Raw genomic sequence first — 18,113 nt, 5'->3', positions numbered from 1 at the left:
ATTTTTAATTCTGCAAACTTCTTTTCTATTTTTTCATGAATTAATAGTACTTTTGCACCATGATATATCCGCAGAACTTTGAACAGAAAATAGGTTTCGACCAAATACGCCAATTACTGAAAGAAAAATGCCTCAGTACACTTGGCGAAGAACGGGTGATGAACATGACATTTTCCAATTGCTTTGGAGAAGTGGAAGAACGTCTGGACCAAGTCACCGAATTTGTACGTATACTCCAAGAAGAAGATAATTTCCCGGCACAATATTTTTTTGATGTACGCCCATCATTAAAACGCATACGCGTAGAAGGCATGTATCTGGATGAACAAGAGCTTTTTGACCTGCGCCGTTCACTGGAAACCATACGTGATATTGTACGCTTCCTACAAAAAAGCGACGATGATGAGGAAGAAAGGGCTTCCCCCTACCCTTGTCTGAAAAGACTAGCGGGAGACATCACCGTTTTCCCACAGCTCATAACAAAAATAAACGGCATCCTCTCTCCTTACGGAAAAATCAAGGACAATGCCTCTACAGAGTTGGCACGCATCCGCCGGGAACTGGCAAGTACTATGGGAAGCATCTCTCGCTCACTGAACAGCATTCTACGAAATGCTCAGTCCGAGGGCGTTGTGGACAAAGATGTAACGCCCACCATGCGTGACGGTCGTCTGGTCATTCCCGTTGCACCGGCACTGAAACGGAAAATACGTGGTATTGTACACGACGAGTCGGCCAGCGGTAAAACCGTATTCATTGAGCCTGCCGAAGTAGTGGAAGCCAACAATCGCATACGGGAACTGGAAAGTGACGAACGCAGAGAAATTATCCGCATCCTGACGGACTTCTCCAACCAGCTGCGTCCCTCCATCCCCGACGTACTGCTATCATACGAATTCCTTGCTGAAATAGACTTCATACGTACCAAAGCACTGTTTGCTGAGCAGATATCCGGGCTGAAACCAGCTCTCGAAAACAAGCAGTTGCTAGACTGGACAATGGCTGTGCACCCGCTCTTGCAACTTTCTCTTGCCAAACATGGCAAAGAAGTAGTACCACTTGACATCGAACTGAATGAGAAGCAACGTATCCTAATCATCTCTGGTCCAAATGCAGGCGGTAAATCCGTCTGCCTAAAGACAGTGGGCTTACTGCAATACATGCTGCAATCCGGACTGCTCATCCCGATGCACGAACGCAGTCATGCCGGAATATTCAGCAGCATATTCATCGACATAGGTGACGAGCAGTCCATTGAAGATGATTTGAGTACCTACTCCTCCCACCTTACGAACATGAAAATCATGATGAAAAGCTGCAATGAACGGAGCCTCATCTTGATTGATGAATTCGGTGGTGGAACTGAACCCCAGATTGGAGGCGCTGTCGCTGAAGCCGTATTGAAACGTTTCAACCAAAAACAGACGTTCGGTGTCATCACCACACACTATCAGAACCTGAAACATTTTGCCGAAGACCACGAAGGTGTAGTAAACGGTGCCATGCTCTATGACCGCCATCTGATGCAAGCACTGTTCCAGTTGCAGATAGGCAATCCGGGCAGTTCGTTCGCTGTAGAGATTGCCCGCAAGATTGGTCTTCCGGAAGATGTCATTGCCGATGCCTCGGAAATCGTGGGCAGCGAATACATCAATGCCGATAAGTACCTGCAAGACATTGTGCGCGACAAACGCTACTGGGAAAGCAAACGCCAGACAATACGCCAGCGTGAAAAGTACATGGAAGAGACCATAGAGCGCTATCAAACTGAAATAGAAGATTTGCAGAAATCCCGAAAGGAGATTCTGCGCAAAGCAAAGGAAGAAATGGAGCAACTGATGCAGGAAGCCAATGCGCGCATCGAGAACACCATACGCTCCATCAAAGAAGCCCAAGCTGAAAAAGAAAAGACACGCCAGGCCCGCCAAGAGTTGACGGACTTCCGTGAATCAATGGAAGCACTTGCCAACAAGGAACTGGAAGAAAAAATTGCCCGCAAAATGGAAAAGCTGAAAGAGAAGCAAAACCGGAAAAAGGAAAAGAAAGCGGGCAAAGGAAAAGAAAACGGGCTGTCTGCTCAAGCTTTGGCAGAACAGCAGGCACGGAAAGAAGCAGAACGTCTCGCAGCCATCATCCCCGGCTGCAACGTCAGAATAAAGGGACAGACCTCTGTGGGCGAAGTAATGGAAGTAAATGGCAAGAATGCGGTCATCGCGTTCGGCAGTATCAAGACTACCGTAAAGCTGGATAGACTGGAACGTACCAACGCGCAGCCTAAACAAGCTGATGTGTCCACCAAAAGCACTTTTATCAGTGCCCAGACCCAAGACAGCATGTACGAGAAGAAACTGCATTTCAAGCAAGACATCGATGTCCGAGGTATGCGAGGTGACGAGGCCTTGCAAGCCGTAACTTATTTCATTGATGACGCCATCCTTGTCGGCATGTCACGCGTGCGTATCCTTCACGGAACGGGGACAGGCATCCTACGCATGCTCATCCGTCAATATCTGGAAACTGTTCCCGGAGTACGCCACTTTGCCGACGAACATATACAGTTCGGCGGAGCAGGCATCACCGTTGTAGACTTGAATTAATGGATAATTGATAGTTAAAGCTAAATCATAAATTTGATAAATTTTGAAATATATGAAATCAATCAAAGAACTCTACCGTATCGGTACCGGCCCATCCAGCAGCCACACTATGGGGCCACGCAAGGCAGCTCAGATATTCTTGGAAAAACATCCCAAAGCAGCCGCATTCCAAGTAACTCTATACGGAAGCCTCGCTGCTACCGGCAAGGGACACATGACCAATGTTGCCATCACCGAGACACTGCAACCCGCAGCACCGGTAGAAATAATCTGGGAACCCAAAATATTCCTGCCCTTCCATCCCAACGGCATGAAATTCGTCTCCTTGGACAGTGAAGGCAAGGAGACAGACCAATGGACTGTATTCAGTGTCGGTGGCGGTGCCCTGGCAGAGGAGAATGACGGAACCTCATCCGTCAACACCCCGGATGTATACGAAATGAACCGCATGACCGAAATACTGCAATGGTGTGAACGTACCGGAAAAAGTTATTGGGAGTACGTCAAGGAATGCGAGGAAAGCGATATTTGGGATTACCTGCAGGAGGTATGGAAAACCATGCAAGCTGCCGTAAAACGGGGATTGGATAGTGAAGGAGTCTTGCCCGGCCCTCTGAATCTGCGCCGGAAAGCCTCGACCTATTATATACGTGCCAGTGGCTACAAGGCTTCCCTCCAGTCGCGCGGACTGGTATTTGCCTATGCCTTGGCAGTAAGTGAAGAAAATGCGTCAGGCGGGGTCATTGTCACTGCACCTACCTGCGGTTCGTGCGGCATTGTACCTGCAGTGCTCTATCATCTGCAAAAAAGCCGGGAGTTTAGCGACACACGCATACTCCGTGCCCTTGCCACAGCCGGACTGATAGGAAATATCGTGAAGACCAACGCTTCCATTTCGGGAGCGGAAGCCGGATGCCAGGCAGAAGTAGGCGTAGCATGTTCTATGGCATCAGCCGCGGCCAACCAATTGTTTGGAGGTAGTCCGGCACAAATAGAATATGCCGCTGAAATGGGATTGGAGCATCATTTGGGAATGACCTGTGACCCGGTTTGCGGACTGGTACAAATCCCATGTATCGAACGTAATGCCTACGCCGCCGCACGCGCCCTGGATGCCAACCTTTACTCCTCTTTCACCGACGGCATGCACCGCGTATCATTCGACAAGGTGGTAGAAGTCATGAAAGAAACCGGAAACGACCTGCCCTCCCTCTACAAAGAAACCAGTGAAGGAGGACTGGCAAAGGACTATAAACCGATGTAGCCAGAAATTAGGAATTAGGGATTAGGGGGGCAATATGATTACCACAACACTAGTCCCTAATCCCTTATCCTTTAATCAAGTTTTATCGGCCAATACGTATCATCCCTATCACCGCTCACATCTTTTGTCTGCAGCAAGTCGCCTTCTTCCGAATAGAACAATTGATACTCTGCATTTCCCTTTTCAACTTCAATGACAAACTGCATAGGCACTACCGGATACTCCAAAAGAACAATCTCCTCTATCTTCCAGCCAACATATTTACTGCCGCTGAAAGAAGTCAGTACAGTTCCCGGAAGATCGTTCCAAAGCAGTTCTGTCTCCGTCAACACCCATTCTGCCCGATTATTGAACCATACATCCTTTTCCTGGCCATCCACTCTACAGTCTGCCACCAAATAACCTCCTTTCTGTTCCCACTCCACATGGATTGCGGAAGGGTATTTGGACTTCAATGCCTGTGACATTGCTTCAGGCACTTTCACATCATCCTTGTCGTCATCATTACTGCATGCACCAAGTGCCAAGGCGGTGATGAACATCATCGCCAACATTTGAATCTTCATTCTCATCATTTTCATATAAAGTTAAAATATTTACTAAAAAATCAGTCGTCCATACTGACAAATTTTCCTTTTTTGTTGAACTTCAAAGAGTAGTCATTGTTCAGCTCGACTTCCATACCGGTACGTCCGCGCTCAATCTTGGTAATAATCTCTCTCGGGAAGTTGGTCTTCACATATTCCTTTACCGGAGCCGGAATCAATGCTTCGGGAACAGCAGATTTCTTGCAATCCACTTCCAGCCAATTTCCTTTCTTATCGAAATCAATTTCCGTACGGTCGGTCAGCAGCACTTCATATTTCTTGGTCTGCAGTATTTCACTTTCAATCTTGATATGCGAAATATGCGGTTTCGAGAAATACTGATTGATAAAGTTACGCGCTGTCAGCGGAAGCAGCTTGGCATCCTGAGTAATTACATCACCGGCAAAAGCAAACTGAACAGCTACAAGAGCCAATATAAAAATAGACAATACTTTCTTCATAATCGTCATTTTTTAATGTTATTAATAAATTTCATATCATTCACACTGCAAATAACAGTAGAGAATTAGGAAAGATTTGGGAATAATCGCAGTTTACGATTTTTTTAGTTTTCTTTAACCAGACAGAAGCAATGCATGCCATCCTGCCATTCATACGTAAGCTTCAGTGAAGACGACAATGCAATGGAACGCGCAATGGCAAGCCCCAGTCCTGTGGAATCCTTCTTGCCATCCATGCCGCGATAAAAACGCCGGAACAGCTTCTCTCCATCCAAAGGAATATCCCCCGTGTTTCTGATGACCAGCGAAGTTGGAGTGGTAAGCACCTGCAACTCCCCCCCTTCCCTATTGTGCAGCAACGAATTCTTCACCAGATTGGAAACCAGTATTTGCGCCAGCGAATGATTACAACGGATGATAAAAGGTTGTTCCTCCCGTTTCCGTATCAGATTCACGCACTTATGTTCATAAATATCCATCAGGTCGGGCAAGAGTTCATCCAATATTTCATCTACCGAGACATCTTCCATCTCAGTATACTGCCCGTTTTCTATACGGGAAAGCAACAACAGGGACTTATTCAATTTCACGGCACGGTCCAACGTGACATATATCTCGTCCAGTTCCTTCATTTGCTGTTCCGTCATTCCTTCACTCTCAGCCAGCAGTTCCACTTTTCCCCTCACGATGGCAAGCGGTGTCTGCAACTCATGCGAGGCATTCTCGATGAACTGTTTCTGCTCCTCGTATGCCTTGTAGCTGCGGTTTCCCATATCCAATGCGGCGTCACTCAACTGGCGGAACTCCCGTATCTTCGTCGGGTTGTCCAATGAAGGCACCTCCTTGCCGGGCTGAATGCGGTGCAACCAGTCAAGCAGCTTATGTAATGGACGGAACACCCCCTTCAACACCAATTGAATGCCGATGGAAGTACAGATTAGAAACAGCAGGAACAGCGCTCCCAGATACCAAAGCATAGCCTCCACCATATCGTCCCGCTCCAGAATGGAAATCATCAGTTTCAACTCATAATATTGCCCGTCGGGCATACGGAAAGCGGTACACATGACACGTACCGGCTCGTCTTCATCCTCCAGTTCGATATAGACTGTAGCATCATAAAACACTTGCCGGTAATGCCGCCCCTCTTCTTCGGATATTGGAGTGAACTTATAGAAAGACATCAACGAGCCTTCTGTTCCGAGTATCGCGGGGTCGTGAAGCGCACTCTCCATCAATATATCACCGTAATTCTCCAACGTATCGTCCGTCTCATCCACCACCTCGTCGATGATTGCGCAATAGAACAGCACACCCCACACTGCCATCAGCAGAAACATCAGCCATGCAAGTTTGCGGTAGGTGTAGCTTAACAGTTTCATAATTCGGAGAGTTTGTAGCCGAATCCATAAACTGCCTTTAATTCTACGCTAGCCTCAGCTTGTTTCAATTTCTTACGCAGATTTTTCACTTGCGAGTAGATAAAATCCAGCGAATCCGTCTGGTCTATATTATCTCCCCACACCGACTCGGCAAGACTCATCTTATTGATGACCCGGCCGGGGTTGACAACAAAATAATAGAGCAGGTCGAACTCCTTACGGTTCAGTAGCAAAGGCTTTCCGTTTATCTCTACCTGCCGTTTATCGGGATAGAACAGAAGATTTCCAAGAGTGACGGTCACATCTCCCTTCGCCTGCCTTCTACGTATCAATGACTTGACACGTGCATTGAGTTCTGCCAAATGGAAAGGCTTTGTAAGGTAATCGTCGGCTCCCAGTTCCAGCCCATCCACCTTGTCGTCCAGAGAATCTTTGGCCGAGATAATCAGCACGCTGTCACTGCGGTGCAGCCGTTTCAACTCACGCAGCAAGTCCAGACCGTTTCCACCGGGCAACATTATATCCAGTAGAATGCAGTCGTAATCGTAGTCATTGATTTTATCTAATGCCGAGAAATAGTCGGCAGCAGTCTCTACGACAAACTTTTCTTTCAGGAGCGAAGTGCGGATGGTTTCCCGCAAATCTTGCTCATCTTCTACAATCAGGATTTTCATACCGGCAAAGATGGTCTATAAAACAGGAAACAATCTGGAAAACCATCCACTAATCAATGCTGTTTGTCTGATACTCCTCCAGCAGTTCCTCTTTTGCCATGGAGATTTTCCCGTCAGCCGTAATGGTCAGTCTGATGGGAACATAAAGGTCGGATTGCGGATAGCAGACACTGGCCGCATATATGATTCCCTGCGGAGTGGTCTTGTCATAGACCAGCCCCTCAAGAATGGAGTACTTCATAAACTTGGCATCCACCAACGAAGCAAAATTATCTTTGGTGAACACTTTATCCACCACATGCTTCCCATCGCACGTAATGTGCAAGGTAATACGGTTATCCACAAATTTCTCTCCCTGCTCGTTTTTCACTATCGGCAAAGATTCATCCGGCCGACGCACTACAGAAGACTGATACTCTTTTCCCTTATACCTAAAGGATGTTTTTACGTCAGACACCTGCATGCGCTGCAGACCGGCAAATTCTGTACTATCCTGCATCAATAGCAGGCCGTCTTTCTTATTCTTGTCTTGAGACGAACAAGCTGTGAAAAAGACAACCGATGCACATACCAAAATATAGACTATATTCTTCATTGTTTTGTTTTTAGTAATTGACCGGACAAAAATAGTACAAATTGAATGCAATAGAAAATTTATTTTCTTTTAGATTCCATTTTTGCTTTTCTATCCTGCACTTTCTTGCTGTATGCAGCATATTGTTCTTCCGTCATAATCTTCTGGAGTTGTGAATCATAAGCAATACGGGCAGCCTTCATCTCTTCACGTTTCTTTTCCATCTCCGCTTTTTTCTGCGCGCGCTGCTCATCCGTCAATTGATGGCGCTTACCTTCTCTCTTCAAATGCTTGTGTGCTTTGGCACGGTGCATCGGCATATCTTCCATTTTCGCGACCAATGCCAGATTGGCTTCCAGCAGTTGTTGTTTCTGCGTATCGTTCAGGGAGTACTCTTTCACCATCCGTTCCGTCATGCGCTCGGCACGGACTTTCGGTTCGGGCATTTTATCACTGCGGCGGACATGTTGCGCCATTGCCATGCCACCCATCAGGAAGGCGGCCATCCATATCAGAACTATTCTTTTCATCATTTTTCTCTTTTTTTAATTAATACCTTATGTTAGTTATACCTATTGTGTTGCAACGTATCTATGACAAAAACAAAAGCGGGAAGTTTAACCGCAACTTCCCGCTTTAACACAATAAATGAGGTTGAAAAGAATATTAAGGTTCGTCCAGATACTGTACGATGAGGCTCACCTGCTTCGGCATGAATGTCCGTGTCCTTACATTGTAGCCGGTATGCGCCAAGGCTTCATACAGTTCGTGATTCCGCTTTATCCACCGCGTCAGGGTGCGGATGGCGCAACGTGCAGTAGCGTTGGGGCAATAGAGGCATGCCAAATCTTTCTTTTTATAGGTCGTGACACGAAATCCGTTTTTTGTTTCCATAATAACAGTTGGTCTGATTTAAAATGATTGACGTAAAGATACGATATTCAAAAGGCGAAGTCAAGTATTTCAAGGAGAATATGAACCTTTTTCCGAGAAAGTTCATATTCTCCTTATTTACAGAATGCTTATCCTAACGGATTTTCTCCCTGATTACCATCGGAACCTCCGCCATCCGGATTCGGATTGGAGCTGCCGCCGGAAACAGTCCCGTTGCCCGGCCAACTCATCTTCTCCACACTGGCGCGGGTCAGCATATCCTTAAAGTAGAAACCCGGAGTGAAGATAATCTTGCGGCGATAAATCGTACTTGCCGTCACGTCTTCCTGTTTTTCCTGGCTCTTGGCGTTGATGCCGGGACGAAAACAGCCGAACTCCCCCAACTGTACCGAAAATCCCTTGTTGATATTCATATTCAAGGTGTCAATCAATCCGTCCAACACCAACTTCACCACACCGCGAGGCGCCATGCCTATCTTGGAAACCTCGTCACATAAATCTCTGAAAGCGAACACCCCCAAAGTCTTCATCTGCGCCACGTACTTTTCCGTTTTTGTCTCGTCAAAACCGAACACTCTCTTTTTTACTTCATAATTCAAAGCCATAGTTTTTTTTATTTTAAGTTGATTAATAAAAACCGGTCTTGTTCGCTCGTCAGTCTGCAAAACCTATTTCTTTGTGACCACAATGCAAAGATACAACGGGCAGAAAACGAGGTGGTGCTTTAACGGAGGTTTTCGGAGGTTAAAGGAGGTTTAACCTATATTATTCACGGCAGTTATCGGGAGTCAAGGCTTCGCCCGGAGTTATCGGAAGTTAGAAGCCGATAGTTTGGCAGATGAACCAAGAAGGTTAAACCGTAAGACTCAAAAGTTCACGTACGGATGTAAACTCTCTTTCCACTTTTTATGAGAATATTATAAAAAATATTCTTTCTCCGTTTAATGGGCAAAGATAATAAAAAAGCAAGCAACCTTACTTGCGGTCCACTTCTTATTTAAGGAAATAATACATTATTCTATCCACGCAATTTCTCACTTTCCGTAATCCTCCATCCCATCGGCTGCTATCATCCTACCATTTCCCTCTTCATATTCCCGATAAGGTTTCATTTCACCTTTCTTACGCATTCCGTAATTTTCCAGCAATATCCTATTCAGTGCCCATTCAATCCCTTTCAGTGTCATCTCCCGCTCCTTGGGTTTCAACTGGCATTCCCATACCTGCATCACATGCCACCCCATGTAACGCAACTGAATCCGTTCCTTCAAGTCCCTGCGCCGATTCCGTTCAATCTTGTCCTTCCAAAATTCCACATTACTTTTGGGAAGTACAAAATATTTGCATCCCTCGTGCCCATGCCAGAAACATCCGTTCACGAATATCACCGTACGATACTTGCGGAGTACAATGTCGGGCGTGCCAGGCAACCGCTTCACATTGACACGGAAACGGAAACCACGGGAAAAAAGATAACGGCGTACCACCATCTCCGGTTTCGTGTTCTTGCTGCGGATGCTGCTCATGCAGTGATGCCGCTGCTCGGGAGTCATCTTGTCCATAAAAACAATCTATAATTAGTGTAAAGGTACGTTTCTGAATTGCAAATAGCCAAATCTTGCTCACTTTTTCCTTGCATACACCACACTCGGCCCCATCCCATGCCTCATCAGCATCCCCTCTTCTATAAACCTGTTCAAATCGACAACAGCCTGCTTGTAACTGCGTCCTGCCAGCCGTGCATACTGGGCGCGGTTGATGCAAGGATACTGCTGCAAATACTCATCCAGCAACTTCCAGCGCTGCTCCACGCCCAACGCCTCATCGGCAGACGAAGCAGGCGCCGATGCCGATTGCGGACAACGCTCCAACTGCATCTTACCTTTCAAATCCTTATAGAACTCCCTGCCCAGACGGAAATTCAACCCGCGCAAAGCGATGGAGGCAGCACGAAGCTCTTTCTTGTCCGTCGCCTGGCGGGTACAACTCAAAGAGGGGGTGAAGTAACCCAGCTCGCCCAGCTCCACCGTCCAGCCATTGGCAAGGCAGTCGCGCAACTCGTCCATAAAGCCTGCCATCGCTCCTTCCAGCAGGCTGCGGCTGAGGCCGGTAAAAAGATGCACACGCTCGATAAATTCCTTGCGGTCGATGGTTCCCTTGGGGACAAAGCGGGCATAAAGGGATTGTTGCTCGCCGGTCTGGCGGACGTCGGGTTTCTCAAAAAGGTCGTAATACGCACTCATATATATTCTGTTTTTAAATGGTTCTGCAATTCTGTTTTTTTCTTCTTCCCAAACATTAAGGAAAAGAAAAGCGATTCTTTAATCGTTCCATCATGGAGAAAATATCATTCCACCACGGAAGAAAAATCGTTCCACCATGGTGGAACGATTTTTTCCACACGATGGAACGATTTAATAGTAGCATACAAATATACTAATCAAAAGGAGGAAAAACAAGAAAATTTCTACAAAAAGCATATCTTTACACCGAAAAATAAAATTTATAAAGATACACACCAAATTCGCTTTAGCACCATGAAGAAAATATACCCCAAAGAATGGTTGGAACTGCATCCGTACAAGCAGACAAACAGCGTTGACCAGTACTACGTCGGCATTGCAAACGAAATCCACAAAAGACTCTACTCTTCAACGATAGCCAACGCCTTCGAAGAAGAGGAAAACATACGCTATACAAGCCTCTGCCTCGCCGCATGGTTTGAGGACGTCATCTCCCAGACCGGCATCTGGCAGGCATTCACTGCCGAGTGCCGGAAGCGATACGGAGCCTATCTGCCCTTCTACCCCATCAAAGGCGATTATTTTCCGGATGAAATCAATCTGGAGGACATACGCTTTCTGCTTTGGCACCATATACAATATCTGTGCCGGGGAATAAGCGCCATCAACCCCGAGAATCCCGGAATAGAGCAGACTGCACAAGAGATATACGGACTGCTTGCAGAGGAATACGAAACCGCTCCAGAAAATGAAAGGATGCAGGAATTTCTATACCCCTCAGCTATGGGAGAAGAAGACTTCTTCCGCTACCGGGAGATACTGAACTGGTTTCACTACCAATGCTACTTCAACATCGAAAATGTCGCCCAATGCCGGGACGAAGCTGAACGGTTGCTGAATGATGAAAAGATTACCATCGAAATGGCAGAGACCCTCATATATGCCACACGCACCTCACTGACGTTCAAAGGCCGCCGCAACCTGCTGTCGCTGACCTCACCGGAATGGCTGGCTCTCATCGGAAAAGCCCATCCCGAACATCAGCTTTGGGGCAAGGTGAAGGCACGGGAAAACAGTTGCTATCTGCTGGAGAAAGAAGACGACGAGTATCTGTACGTCAAAGATTTGTGTAGTGAAGACGAATGCGAATTCAAGATAACCAAGAAGTCCTTGAACCTCTCGGCCATCCGTAGCAGAGAAGTAGGGAAAAGCACCCTTATCTGCGAACTGATTTATTTTGGCAACGCATGGTGGCAGTGCGGCATGCTTCTCGAAAACAAGTACGACCGGAAAATAGCGGAATATGTGGACGACTTGACGAACCAGAAAGAAAAGACGAATGAAAAGGCTACATTCCATGATTTCATAAAAGCATCCGGCGGGAAATCTTTTGTATTCTGCCAATCGCAAGAGGAAATCTCTGATTTTCTGCTGAACAAGATGGGATACGGCTTGAAAGAAGACCTGGACATACCACGCATACATACAGAAACCGGAGCCATGCTGATGGCCAACCCGCACACCGGCCTACATATCCAATTCAAGCTGTGCGAATGCATCAAATCTCCGGACAACCCCAATTATAATAAGGAGAAAGCAGAGAAAAACGCCATTATGTTCATCATCAACCCCGACATCATCCCTTACCAGCTGAGCTGCATCCTGCAAGACGAAGGCATGCTGCCCGACGCTTATCTGAACAGTTTGCAAGGAAAAGAACACGGGCAAGAGTTCATACGCAAGAATGCACACTTCCTGACTGATTATTTCCATTATCGGTGTCGGGAGAAGGACTTTGATTAGTTGAAAATGGGGGGCAAAATTCACCACTTTTGACACATTTCCAACTACCAATTATCATAGTGCTTTCCAGAACTTCTGGAAAGCCTTATATCGTCCGTAGCACACCAACTGGTCGCCGGCTTGTATCAGGTCATTTTCCGGCAGTTCGTTCCGCACATTGCGTTCCACATAAGAGATGCCCAGACAATTCTTCAAAGTCTCGGCACGCTTCAAGGCGAGCATCTTCAGGCCAAATTCCTCATCAAGATTCAATTCGTTGGCATAATATCCAATGAACTTGTCCGGAACGGTGAACTTGACCACATAATAATCCGGTGCCACGCGGAATGTCTCCATATCGGCACCGAATTCCAGCAACTGCACCAGCCCGCGTGCAGCATCTTCCTCGGGAGTAAGAATGCGCTCCAACTCAAAGGCCTCGAGCACGGAACGGTGAACAGCGTCAATGGCGCGGGCATAGATATGCTGCACCTTCTTCTGCTTCAGCAAAGCCACTACACGGATGGACGCACCGAAATTCTCGCCGATGGCAACAATCACCACATCCACGCTGTTCAGCGGCAACACGGACAGCGCCTGCTCGTCCGTTGCATCGATGATAAAAGCTGTAGCTATCTTCTCCTTCAGACTATCTACCCGGCCGGCGCTCACGTCCGCACCTATCACTTCGTGCCCCAGTGCAGAAAGCTCTTCTGCCAGCACATGACCATAATTCCCTAAACCGATAATAATATATTTCATTCTATTAATGGATAAATGGATAATAAATCTACAAATCAATTATCAGTTGATTATAATCTGACCACTCGGATACTGATACTTCGTATGCTTCTTCTGCTTTATGACGCCAAGCATCAGCGTAATCAGTCCCACACGCCCCACAAACATCAGCAGTGCCACCAGCAGCTTGCTGTCGTCTCCCAACTGCTGGGTAAGGTTCAAACTGGACCCAACCGTACTCAATGCCGACACACACTCGAAGGTAATGGCCAAAAGCGACGTACCCGGCTCCAGAATGCTGATGATGAAAACGAACAGCAACAAGACACCGAACGACATCACCACTGTGGCATTGGAACGGCGGATGGAATCGTGTGACAGTTCACGGCCAAACACCTCTACCCGTTCCGTGCCGCGCAACACAGCCACCAGGTTCAGCACCACTACCGCAAAGGCATTCACCTTGATACCGCCCGCCGTAGACTGGGAACCTCCTCCCACCCACATCAGAAACAGATAAATGAGCAATGTCTGTACCCCCAATCCGGCCAAGTCCACGCTATTGAAGCCTGCCGTACGGGGACATACGGCATTGAAAAACGCCTGAGTCCACTTGTCCGCTACCGGCATACCTGCAAAGGCTGCATTCCACTCAAAGAGGGCAATGCCCGCCGTGCCCAGCACCAGCAGCAGGAAAGTGACAATCAATGCAATCTTTGTATTCAGGTTGTACAGATGGTAGAAACGCCTACTACCATCCCAATGCCACGTACGCAGAAAGTGTCGCAGACGGTGCAGATGATAAAGAATAATATCCTTGAAATTCACCAGGATAGGGAAACCTATACCGCCCAGAATAATCAGCAGCGAGATGTAGATGAAAAAAGGATTGTGCCCCGTCATCACCAGCGGATTGCCCAGATTACCCGGTAACGTGGAGAATCCGGCATTGCAGAAAGCGGAAATGGCATGGAAGGCCGAAAAAGCCAGCTCTTCCTGCAAGTCCATTCCCATCGTCCCATGAATGTCTCCCCAGATGGCAAGCATCCCTACCCCTTCAATCACCAGTGTAAAGGCCAGAATATAGACCAGAGTGGAAAGCAGGGAATTCAGGGAATCGGAACTCACCATATCACGCATCACCAGCTGATTATACAACGAGGTATTACCCATGAAGAACATGGCAAAGAAACTTGTCAGCGTCATCACACCCAGACCGCCAATCTGAATCAGCAGGATGATGACCGTGAAACCGGTCGGGGTGAATGTAGAAGCTACATCGACCGATGTCAGCCCGGTGACACACACCGCGCTGGTGGATATGAACAGCGAGTCGACCCACGATATACCGTTCACCGTGCAACGAGGAAGCATCAGCAACCCCGTCCCCACAAGTATGATTATCAGAAAGCTGACAGCCAAAATAAGAGAAGGGTTCGTACGCCTTCCCAACAGCCGCACAAGCCCGTTTGAAAGACTGAGAAAGGAAAATATCAGCAACAGGACAAGCCTATAGGTCTTCCCATGCAGAAAATCCCAGAATTGCAGAACGGCACCCTCCTCCTCCGGACGATGGAAAATAACCGGAATAAGAGTCAGATAGAGCAGAATGGTCAATATCCATGTGAGCCTACTGAACGTACGCCGGGTATCCTTGTATTCCAGCAAAATGCGCAGAGTGACGTCTATCAGGAAAGCAATCCACACCCCATGATACAAGTGCTGGAGCTGATGCGCCTCAGCTACGGAAATCGTAAAGCCATGCTCATAGACCACACCGACAATCAGCAGGACGGACATCAAATAAGTGATGAAGGTCATTACTCCCACTGTCATCCGTACGTAAGGGTGAATCCATTTATTCTGATACAAAAGGAATTTATGATAAATCTTCATAAATGCATCGATTAATGAAACGCGGCAAACTTAGACAAATCTACCCTCATATACAAAAAACAAAAGAAAAAAGAAATTGGTTCAAAAATAATAGCTACATTTGAGCATTGAATTATTAATCATCATGACCACTATGAGCAATAAAAAGAAAAGATTCATTCTTCCGGAAGAGGAAATTCCACAGTACTGGTATAACATACAAGCCGACATGGTGAACAAGCCCATGCCGCCGCTTCATCCCGGCACCAAGCAACCGTTGAAGGCAGAAGACCTATACCCCATCTTTGCCGAGGAACTCTGCCGCCAGGAGCTGAATCAGACCGACGCGTGGATTGAAATCCCCGAAAAGGTCCGCGAAATGTACAAATACTACCGCAGCACTCCGCTGGTGCGCGCTTACGGATTGGAGAAAGCACTCGGCACGCCGGCACATATCTACTTCAAGAACGAAAGCGTCAGCCCGATGGGCTCGCACAAGCTGAACTCCGCCATTCCCCAGGCATACTATTGCAAACAAGAGGGAGTGACCAATGTAACCACCGAAACCGGTGCCGGACAGTGGGGAGCTTCCCTGGCATACGCCGCCCGCCTCTTCGGACTGGAAGCCGCTGTTTATCAGGTAAAAATCAGCTACGAGCAGAAACCTTACCGCCGCAGCATCATGCAGACGTTCGGTGCGCAGGTTACACCGTCGCCCTCCATGTCGACCCGTGCCGGAAAGAATATTCTGACAGCCCACCCCAACCATCAAGGTTCATTGGGTACAGCTATTTCCGAAGCTATCGAACTGGCGCAAACCACTCCGAACTGTAAATATACTCTTGGTTCCGTATTGAGCCATGTCACCTTGCACCAAACCATAATCGGCCTGGAAGCTGAAAAGCAGATGGCAATGGCAGGCGAATACCCCGATATGGTCATCGCTTGCTTCGGAGGCGGTTCCAATTTTGGCGGTATCACCTTCCCCTTCATGCGCCACAATATTCTTGAAGGAAAGAAAACACGCTTTATTGCCGCCGAACCCGCTTCTTGCCCGAAACTGACACGCGGCAAATTCCAATACGACTTCGGCGACGAGGCAGGATACACTCCACTGCTGCCCATGTTTACACTGGGACATAACTTTGCCCCCGCCAACATTCATGCCGGTGGTCTGCGCTATCATGGCGCAGGTGTCATCGTCTCGCAACTGTTGAAGGACGGATATATGGAAGCTGTAGATATCAAGCAACTCGAATCATTCGATGCCGGTTGTCTTTTTGCACAAGCAGAGGGCATTATCCCCGCTCCCGAGTCTTGCCACGCCATTGCCGCCACCATTCGCGAAGCAAACAAATGCAAGGAAACAGGCGAAGAGAAGGTAATTCTGTTCAACCTCTCCGGCCACGGACTTATCGACATGGCATCCTACGACAAGTATCTCTCCGGCGACTTGGTCAATTATGAATTGACCGACAATGACATCCGGAAGAATCTGGACGAAATAGGCAATCTGGCTTAATAAAAACAACTCCCGCCAACTTGCGCCTTACGGCAACAATCGGCGGGAGCTGTTTTTTTGAAAAACATCATTTACCAAAATCTGTTCTTTGCAGGATTATACTCAAATCCCACTAGCTTCAGTTTCCGTACAATGTCCTCTTTCTCTACGTTCATATCCTCACAGAGTGCATCCAGCGAAGGATAGAAATCACGCAGTTTCATGTTAATGAAGCTGTACAGCATCACCGGATCTTCAGGTAATCTCATAGTTACAATCTTTAAATTAAAACTAATACCGGGTGCAAAATTACAATAAAAAACCAAAGATATGGATGTTCTTAGTGTGGAATATACAATGCATTCACCGCAAACGATTGTAGACTATACTCAGGCTGCTTCTCCGTCTGTTCTATTATCATAGGAAACCGGAAGTCCCCCCCCTCTCCGAAACGTAAATTATCAGTTGAATTCTTGCGGCTTCCGTTGGCTCAGAATAACGTAGATGATGACCGGCGCACCGATAATGGGCGTGACGGCATTCAAGGGGATAATGCCCGCTTCACCGGGCAAGACGCAAATCAGGTTGCAAAGCAGTGCCACTGCACCGCCACTCAGGATGGTGACCGGCAATAGGGAGTTGTGATTGGCCGTCCCCAATATCATGCGGGCCACATGCGGCACGGCCAGACCGATAAAGGCAACCGGACCACAGAAGGCGGTGGTGACAGCCGTCAAGAGCCCGGTGATAATCAAAAGCCAGTTGCGCACACGGCGGATATTTACACCTAGATTTTCGGCATAGCGCTCTCCCAGCAACAAGGCGTTCAGGGGCTTTATCAACAATAATGAGCCGAACAGTCCCACAATGGTGACCAGCGCAAAGGCCGGCATCTGCTGTAGGGAAACTCCGCCGAAGTTGCCCAGCCCCCATATCATATAAGACTGCACCCCCTCTGCCGTAGCAAAGAAGTTCAGCAGGGCAATGGCCGAAGAAGTGATGTAGCCTATCATGATACCCGTTATCAGCAGCATGACATTGCTCTTTATCAGCGTGGAAAAGAAAAGGATAAGTGCCATAATCAGCATGGCTCCGATAAATGCGCCAAGCAGCACGGAGAAAAAGCCGGACAGACTGAACGCCCCTGCCGTGATGCTGCCGCCAAACAGCAGCATGACGAAGGCCACTCCCAGACTTGCCCCGGAGTTGATGCCCAGAATGGATGGTCCTGCCAGCGGATTCTTGAAAGCCGTCTGCAACATCAGTCCGCAGACAGCCAATGCGCCACCGCAAAGCAGCGCCGTCAGCGCTTGGGGCAAACGGGATTCCCAAAGGATGAAGCTCCAGCTTGCCTTCTCCCCTTCTCCACCAAGCAGGATGCGGAAAACATCGGCAGGCGGAATCGAAACCGACCCCACCAGCAGATTGCCCGCAAACAGCAATAAGATGACTACTCCCAGCCCGATACCATATTTCCAGCCTTTACTCATAGTTACATTATTTAGCACACGGAGGCACAGAGTTTTCCATTACTTTCA

General features: G+C 47.7%; 18 protein-coding genes. 4 read left to right on the top strand and 14 right to left on the bottom strand.

Annotated elements, in window-relative coordinates; genetic code table 11:
• Positions 1-59: 59 nt before the first annotated feature.
• Together E5355_RS04725 and E5355_RS04720 are read left to right on the top strand one after the other, a co-directional pair.
• A complete protein-coding gene (locus E5355_RS04725) occupies positions 60-2,597 on the top strand; it encodes an endonuclease MutS2 (RefSeq protein ID WP_136009392.1) in 2,538 nt (845 codons plus the stop codon).
• Positions 2,598-2,649: 52 nt separating this feature from the next.
• On the top strand, positions 2,650-3,861 hold the full coding sequence (locus E5355_RS04720; RefSeq protein WP_136009391.1) for an L-serine ammonia-lyase: 1,212 nt from the start codon (positions 2,650-2,652) through the stop codon (positions 3,859-3,861).
• Between the two features lie 71 nt (positions 3,862-3,932).
• On the opposite strand, the gene E5355_RS04715 is transcribed toward E5355_RS04720, so the two are convergent.
• The 10 genes from E5355_RS04715 to E5355_RS04670 all read right to left on the bottom strand — a co-directional run bounded on the left by E5355_RS04715 (position 3,933) and on the right by E5355_RS04670 (position 10,676).
• Positions 3,933-4,436 (bottom strand): PepSY-like domain-containing protein, encoded by a 504-nt coding sequence (locus E5355_RS04715; protein WP_136009411.1) that lies wholly within the window; start codon positions 4,434-4,436, stop codon positions 3,933-3,935.
• Between the two features lie 32 nt (positions 4,437-4,468).
• Positions 4,469-4,909, bottom strand: a complete 441-nt coding sequence (locus tag E5355_RS04710; RefSeq protein ID WP_136009390.1) for a PepSY-like domain-containing protein — start codon at positions 4,907-4,909, stop codon at positions 4,469-4,471.
• Positions 4,910-5,013: 104 nt separating this feature from the next.
• Positions 5,014-6,291 carry a sensor histidine kinase gene (locus E5355_RS04705; protein ID WP_136009389.1) on the bottom strand — a complete coding sequence of 426 codons (1,278 nt, stop codon included), beginning with the start codon at positions 6,289-6,291 and terminating at the stop codon, positions 5,014-5,016.
• The gene (locus tag E5355_RS04700; RefSeq protein WP_136009388.1) at positions 6,288-6,965 is read right to left on the bottom strand and encodes a response regulator transcription factor; all 678 of its coding nucleotides are present in this window, start codon (positions 6,963-6,965) and stop codon (positions 6,288-6,290) included. Before E5355_RS04700 ends, E5355_RS04705 begins: the two co-directional genes overlap by 4 nt.
• Positions 6,966-7,014: 49 nt before the next feature.
• Positions 7,015-7,560: a DUF4738 domain-containing protein gene (locus tag E5355_RS04695; RefSeq protein WP_136009387.1), complete on the bottom strand. Its 546-nt coding sequence runs from the start codon at positions 7,558-7,560 to the stop codon at positions 7,015-7,017.
• A 59-nt stretch (positions 7,561-7,619) separates the two neighbouring features.
• Positions 7,620-8,069 carry a DUF4890 domain-containing protein gene (locus tag E5355_RS04690; RefSeq protein ID WP_168354275.1) on the bottom strand — a complete coding sequence of 150 codons (450 nt, stop codon included), beginning with the start codon at positions 8,067-8,069 and terminating at the stop codon, positions 7,620-7,622.
• Between the two features lie 136 nt (positions 8,070-8,205).
• Positions 8,206-8,433, bottom strand: coding sequence for a DUF4248 domain-containing protein (locus tag E5355_RS04685; protein ID WP_136009385.1), 228 nt, complete (start codon positions 8,431-8,433; stop codon positions 8,206-8,208).
• A gap of 128 nt (positions 8,434-8,561) precedes the next feature.
• Positions 8,562-9,038, bottom strand: a complete 477-nt coding sequence (locus E5355_RS04680) for an HU family DNA-binding protein (RefSeq protein ID WP_136009384.1) — start codon at positions 9,036-9,038, stop codon at positions 8,562-8,564.
• A gap of 429 nt (positions 9,039-9,467) precedes the next feature.
• Entirely contained in the window at positions 9,468-9,995 is a 528-nt protein-coding gene (locus E5355_RS04675) for a very short patch repair endonuclease (RefSeq protein WP_136009383.1), read from the bottom strand.
• A 60-nt stretch (positions 9,996-10,055) separates the two neighbouring features.
• Complete coding sequence (locus E5355_RS04670; RefSeq protein WP_136009382.1) at positions 10,056-10,676, bottom strand: DsbA family protein; 621 nt, start codon at positions 10,674-10,676, stop codon at positions 10,056-10,058.
• Between the two features lie 294 nt (positions 10,677-10,970).
• Here E5355_RS04670 and E5355_RS04665 point away from each other — a divergent pair, with 294 nt between their 5' ends.
• Positions 10,971-12,479: a DUF3843 family protein gene (locus E5355_RS04665; protein WP_136009381.1), complete on the top strand. Its 1,509-nt coding sequence runs from the start codon at positions 10,971-10,973 to the stop codon at positions 12,477-12,479.
• A gap of 54 nt (positions 12,480-12,533) precedes the next feature.
• On the opposite strand, the gene E5355_RS04660 is transcribed toward E5355_RS04665, so the two are convergent.
• On the bottom strand, positions 12,534-13,220 hold the full coding sequence (locus E5355_RS04660; protein WP_136009380.1) for a potassium channel family protein: 687 nt from the start codon (positions 13,218-13,220) through the stop codon (positions 12,534-12,536).
• 42 nt (positions 13,221-13,262) lie between these two features.
• On the bottom strand, positions 13,263-15,095 hold the full coding sequence (locus E5355_RS04655) for a TrkH family potassium uptake protein (RefSeq protein WP_136009379.1): 1,833 nt from the start codon (positions 15,093-15,095) through the stop codon (positions 13,263-13,265).
• A gap of 133 nt (positions 15,096-15,228) precedes the next feature.
• Between E5355_RS04655 and E5355_RS04650 the strand changes: the two genes are divergently transcribed.
• Positions 15,229-16,596, top strand: a complete 1,368-nt coding sequence (locus E5355_RS04650; protein WP_136009378.1) for a TrpB-like pyridoxal phosphate-dependent enzyme — start codon at positions 15,229-15,231, stop codon at positions 16,594-16,596.
• A gap of 71 nt (positions 16,597-16,667) precedes the next feature.
• On the opposite strand, the gene E5355_RS04645 is transcribed toward E5355_RS04650, so the two are convergent.
• Positions 16,668-16,844 (bottom strand): DUF4250 domain-containing protein, encoded by a 177-nt coding sequence (locus E5355_RS04645; protein ID WP_005832662.1) that lies wholly within the window; start codon positions 16,842-16,844, stop codon positions 16,668-16,670.
• A 192-nt stretch (positions 16,845-17,036) separates the two neighbouring features.
• Positions 17,037-18,065, bottom strand: a complete 1,029-nt coding sequence (locus tag E5355_RS04640; RefSeq protein WP_136009377.1) for an iron ABC transporter permease — start codon at positions 18,063-18,065, stop codon at positions 17,037-17,039.
• Between the last annotated feature and the right edge of the window lie 48 nt (positions 18,066-18,113).

The organism is Bacteroides muris (ex Afrizal et al. 2022) (genome assembly GCF_004793475.1).
GTDB classification, from domain to species: domain Bacteria; phylum Bacteroidota; class Bacteroidia; order Bacteroidales; family Bacteroidaceae; genus Bacteroides; species Bacteroides muris.
This window is presented reverse-complemented; position numbering and strand designations above follow the sequence as displayed.